This is a genomic window from Nitratidesulfovibrio sp. 1201_IL3209 (assembly GCF_036763125.1).
GTDB lineage: Bacteria > Desulfobacterota > Desulfovibrionia > Desulfovibrionales > Desulfovibrionaceae > Cupidesulfovibrio.
The window spans coordinates 1-513 of the sequence record NZ_JBAIYT010000082.1 but is presented as its reverse complement, the minus strand read 5'-3'; the positions used below and the strand labels follow the sequence as shown (position 1 = coordinate 513).

Genomic DNA, 513 nt, shown 5'->3' with positions numbered 1-513 from the left:
ATCAATCAATTACAAGAATATTGTGGGTTGGTTTCTTCTGGAAAATATTGAAACACCAAGGCGAACTGAGGAATTAGTCCTGACCCTGCCATCTAGATGTAGTAATATTACACTGGCAAATGCAAAAGGTATAAAACATGGGAAAATCACTAATTTGGTGAATCCTTTTGCAATAATGTGTGCTACAACTGGTATGCAGTGGGGAAAGGTTGTTTTGCATTTTCAATGGACGCTGAACGCTGGTGTGAAACTGGCAAATACCGTTGGAAATGTGATAATCTCACAAGGTCGTGGGCTTAATGTAGCCACGCAACACACTGGTTATTTGATACAGTGCGCTACTTTAGATACCAGTGTTGCAGTTCCCTTCGAATTTGGATCCTTTGCAGGTCCTGTTATATCTGGGGGTGTTCCATTTGAAGCTGAGAATTGGACACGCTTTGAAACACGGTTCTTTCACTGTATGACAACGTTGTGTGTTTCTATTGAAGTGCTTGATGGTTTTCAGTTTTA

At 40.5% G+C, this 513-nt stretch carries 1 protein-coding gene; it reads left to right on the top strand.

Annotated elements, in window-relative coordinates; translation table 11 throughout:
* Positions 1 to 513: hypothetical protein (locus tag V6B97_RS17135; RefSeq protein WP_333507714.1), on the top strand; the 513-nt coding region annotated here is incomplete at both ends.